Genomic DNA, 5000 nt, shown 5'->3' on the forward strand with positions numbered 1-5000 from the left:
ATAGTCTTTTTATTTTGAGCAAAAGTATATTTCTATCTAGCTTACGGCTTACTAAGGGTGAGCTTAGCAAGTCGACGCGAGATGCTAAGTTCACCCATTTGTAAGGCAATAGCCAATTGACATATTCCTAAATACTGGCATATAATAAGAATACAAGCTGAAGCCCCACCCACTATTCAAGGGTGGGGCTTTTTGCAAGTGGGCCTAATTATATAAGTCATAGCAATAGCGATATTATTGTGAGGAGTGATACATCGTGGAAAAGTACCAAAAATATGGTATAAACCCTTTACTTATCAGCATTGCCACAGAGCAGGCGGTGGAACGTATACCTTCGCGGCCAACCAATATTATGTTGCCAGGCAAATACCCTAAACTGGTATTCAAACATATTAAAACAGTAAACCGGGAGTTTCCTGAGAATATTTTTCGTTTGACCTGTAAGCAATGTAATAAAAGTGGAGACTATGATTTAGGAACAGTGGTTGTCCCCTTACATAATGAACCAGTCAATAAGGTAGAAAAGTTTCAGGCTCTTGGCTATTTTCGCTGCAAACATTGTAATAGTGCCGGAGAATGGGAATTATCCGCGCGTGCGCAAACAATGCTTGCCGGGAAAATGGCATTGGCAGCCACCAAAAATACTACTAGCGAACGCTCAACAGATGTTATATTTGGAGAAGCCTTGATAGATAACGGTTTTGCGCCTCGCTGGGGCAGCGAAGCGGAGGAGTATTTCTTACATAAGCTTGCCGATACACCTGACGATGCCTACCTCTGGAACCGCTTAGGGAATGCCTACTACCGGGGGAAGCGTCCGGAATTGGCGGTAGTGGCTCATGAGCAGGCTCTGCTTAAAGATATGGGGCAGGTTGAATCACTTTTTTCCCTGGGCCAAATATTATATGACTGCGGTGAGCTGGAGACTGCTGCTTCAAGCTTAAGACAGGCTATTGCCTTCAGCCATCAGTACGGACATTTGACTGCTTATAATCTGAGAGAATTAATTGTTGGTGCTTTGACGACGCTGCTTGCTATTTACACTCATAGCAATAGTTCTATCGATATGCTGCCCAAGCCTGATGAACTAGCTATGGCCCATTTTGCTAAAAATGAAATTGCCTCGACCTCGAGTCTTGACTTTGAAATAGATACTACCCGCAGGGAGACGCTCTATCCTCTGGCGGAAGTCTATTTAGGGACCAGACGGGAAGAACTATTGCCAGAAGAGCGGACAATGCGTACGAATTCTAGTAAAGTTGCTTGGCCGGCAGCAACTAAAATTAATAAACAAAAGCCGCCTAAAAAGAGTAAAAACAAAAAAAAGAAATAAACGGAGCAACCTTTTCCCTAGGTGAATAAGTAATCGTATATATTATAGAAGGATTTAGCTAGATATTGTTGAATACTAAATACTGTGTTACTATAATGGACGCCGTGCGTGGATGTTTGTCCTCGATTGCGCGGTTTTATACGAAAGGGGATTTTGCTATGACCTTAAAAAGCAATATAGTTAAAAAGGGGTCGACTCGTGCCGCCCATCGTTCGCTGTTTTATGCCATGGGATATACTCCTCAGGAATTAGAAAAGCCGATGATTGGAATAGTAAATGCTTTTAATGAAATAATACCTGGACATATGCATTTGCGGGACGTGGCTGAGGCTGTAAAATTGGGTGTAGCAGCCGGGGGCGGTATGCCTGTTGAGTTTCCGGCGATCGGTATCTGTGACGGTATTGCCATGGGGCATGACGGAATGAAATACCCATTACCCAGCCGGGAACTCATCGCGGACTCAGTGGAGGCAATGACCATTGGTCATCGTTTTGACGGCCTGGTGCTTATTCCGAACTGTGATAAAATAGTTCCGGGTATGCTTATGGCTGCGGCCAGGTTAAATATCCCCTGCATTGTGATGAGTGGCGGTCCTATGCTGGCTGGACGTTATCAGGGAAGGGATATCAGCGTCAGTACTATGTTCGAAGCGGCCGGACTCTTTGAAGCCGGTAAAATTACCGCGACTGAACTGGACAAAATGGAGAAATCGGCCTGTCCGGGCTGTGGCTCATGTGCAGGCATGTTTACTGCCAATACTATGAACTGTATGGCGGAGGCGCTGGGAATGGCTCTGCCTGGCAACGGAACTATTCCGGCTGCACATTTCGGTGCGCGCCGGATGATGGCTAAACAAGCCGGCGAGATTATTGTTGATCTGGTAAAAAGGGATGTTAAAGCCCGGGACATTTTAACTAGTAAAGCTTTTGAAAATGCCATGGCTGTGGATATGGGGATTGGCGGGTCGTCCAATACAGTATTGCACCTTACCGCAATTGCCCATGAAGCCGGCATTGAACTGCCGTTAGAGCTATTTGACGAAATCAGTGCCAAGACTCCGTATATTACTAAGCTAAGTCCCGGAGGAACCCAGCATATCCAGGATCTTAATGAAGCTGGCGGCATATTGGCGGTAATGAAAGAACTTTCAAAACTTAATCGTATTCATACCGATGCTCAGACGGTAACCGGGACTGTTAGCGATAGACTTAAAGATGTCGCTGTTTTGCGTTCTGACGTAATCAAAGCTGTGGATGCACCTTATCGTAATACCGGTGGCATTGCTATTTTGAAAGGCAATTTAGCTCCTGACGGTGCAGTTGTAAAAGAAAGCGCTGTTAAAGAGGATATGCTTACTTTTGAAGGTATAGCCCGTGTCTTCAATTCCGAGGAAGAAGCAATTGAAGCTATAATTAGCAAGAAGATCAAAGATGGCGATGTGGTTATTATTCGGTACGAAGGTCCTAAAGGCGGACCGGGCATGAAGGAAATGCTTAATCCGACCGCTGTTATTGTTGGCATGGGACTTAAGGTTGCACTTTTAACTGACGGTCGATTTAGCGGCGCTACTCAAGGGGCTTGTATTGGTCACGTCTCTCCTGAGGCTATGGAGGGAGGACCGATTGCCATGGTAGAAGAAGGTGACATTATCAGTATCGATATTCCCGGGCGTAAGTTAGAGGTTAATGTAAGTGATGAGGAAATGGCAAAGCGAAAAGCGGCCTGGGTTCAACCTGCACCGAAGGTAACCACCGGTTACCTTGCCAGGTATGCGAAACTGGTAACATCGGCGAATACCGGAGCTGTACTAAAATAATATCACAAAGTATATTTGGTAAGGCAAAAAGGGAGGCGCAGAGCCACTTTTTGCCTTAGTCTGTTTTTTCTAAATTAACTGAATAATAATTAACAATGAAGGTAACAATATGCTACGATGAAAAAGCAGATGACCTGACAAGACTGCCTTGTAATAAAAGTGTATAATATCTCTTGACACACTTTGCGTAAATATGTTAGTATATAAAAGCTGTCGCTGGTAATACAACGACAAAAAGTACCAAAAATAAAGATGTTGACACGGAGAAAGATACGTGATAACATATAGAAACGTCAGCGCTGCAAGGCAATGACAAACAAACAGAACTGTTCCCTGAAAACTGAACAATGTAAGTAATGCATCAATAACATATAAAATGTTAAAAGCCAGATGTGCGGTGCTCGTTTGAGCACATTAAATAACTTCTTTTAAATTTTATGAGCCAACAAAAGGCTCCATAAATATAACTTTTATGGAGAGTTTGATCCTGGCTCAGGACGAACGCTGGCGGCGTGCCTAACACATGCAAGTCGAACGGTCTGCTGTTCAACACCGAGAGTTTTGGTGATGTGAACTCCGACAGTGTCAAGCGCGAACGATAGAGAGCGCTTCACGCAAAAACAAGTGCCAACACAAGAGCCTTCGGTGTTGGACAGCAGATAGTGGCGAACGGGTGAGTAACGCGTAGACAACCTGCCTCTAAACTGGGGACAACACCGCGAAAGTGGTGCTAATACCGAATGTGGTAACTTGGTTGCATGACTGAGTTAAGAAAGGTGGCCTCTATATATAAGCTACCGTTTAGAGATGGGTCTGCGTCTGATTAGCTAGTTGGTGAGGTAATGGCTCACCAAGGCGACGATCAGTAGCCGGTCTGAGAGGATGAACGGCCACACTGGGACTGAGACACGGCCCAGACTCCTACGGGAGGCAGCAGTGGGGAATCTTCCGCAATGGACGAAAGTCTGACGGAGCAACGCCGCGTGAGTGAAGAAGGTTTTCGGATCGTAAAGCTCTGTCGTTTGGGACGAACGTATCTTGTGTAAATAATGCAAGGTAATGACGGTACCAAAGGAGGAAGCCACGGCTAACTACGTGCCAGCAGCCGCGGTAATACGTAGGTGGCAAGCGTTGTCCGGAATTATTGGGCGTAAAGGGCGTGTAGGTGGATCTTTAAGTCTTGTGTCTAAGTGCGGAGCTCAACTCCGTATGGGCGCAGGAAACTGGGGATCTTGAGTGCAGGAGAGGAAAGTGGAATTCCCAGTGTAGCGGTGAAATGCGTAGATATTGGGAGGAACACCAGTGGCGAAGGCGACTTTCTGGACTGTGTCTGACACTGAGGCGCGAAAGCCAGGGGAGCGAACGGGATTAGATACCCCGGTAGTCCTGGCCGTAAACGATGGGTACTAGGTGTAGGAGGTATCGACCCCTCCTGTGCCGGAGTTAACGCAATAAGTACCCCGCCTGGGGAGTACGGCCGCAAGGTTGAAACTCAAAGGAATTGACGGGGGCCCGCACAAGCGGTGGAGTATGTGGTTTAATTCGACGCAACGCGAAGAACCTTACCAGGGCTTGACATTGAGTGAAAAACTAAGAGATTAGTTCCTCCCTTCGGGGACACGAAAACAGGTGGTGCATGGCTGTCGTCAGCTCGTGTCGTGAGATGTTGGGTTAAGTCCCGCAACGAGCGCAACCCTTATCCTTTGTTGCCAGCACGTTATGGTGGGAACTCAAGGGAGACTGCCGCAGACAATGCGGAGGAAGGCGGGGATGACGTCAAGTCATCATGCCCCTTATGTCCTGGGCTACACACGTACTACAATGGGCTTAAACAAAGCGAAGCAAGCCTG

General features: G+C 46.4%; 2 protein-coding genes and 1 rRNA gene (1 of these 3 cut by a window edge). All 3 read left to right on the forward strand.

Annotation, left to right across the window (positions count from 1 at the left end; genetic code table 11):
• Positions 1 to 256 precede the first annotated feature (256 nt).
• Entirely contained in the window at positions 257 to 1333 is a 1077-nt protein-coding gene (locus tag SATMO3_RS00240; protein ID WP_371375864.1) for a hypothetical protein, read from the forward strand.
• A 158-nt stretch (positions 1334 to 1491) separates the two neighbouring features.
• Complete coding sequence (ilvD, locus tag SATMO3_RS00245) at positions 1492 to 3150, forward strand: dihydroxy-acid dehydratase (protein ID WP_371375866.1); 1659 nt, start codon at positions 1492 to 1494, stop codon at positions 3148 to 3150.
• 469 nt (positions 3151 to 3619) lie between these two features.
• Positions 3620 to 5000, forward strand: a 16S ribosomal RNA gene (locus SATMO3_RS00250); it runs 276 nt beyond the window's last position.

Origin of the sequence: Sporomusa aerivorans (assembly GCF_041428895.1) — a bacterium.
GTDB classification, from domain to species: Bacteria; Bacillota; Negativicutes; order Sporomusales; family Sporomusaceae; genus Sporomusa; species Sporomusa aerivorans.

Bases quoted from the DNA above. Each gene is read 5' to 3' on its own strand.
- ilvD (WP_371375866.1), top strand. From the start codon at position 1,492: ATGACCTTAAAAAGCAATATAGTTAAAAAGGGGTCGACTCGTGCCGCC.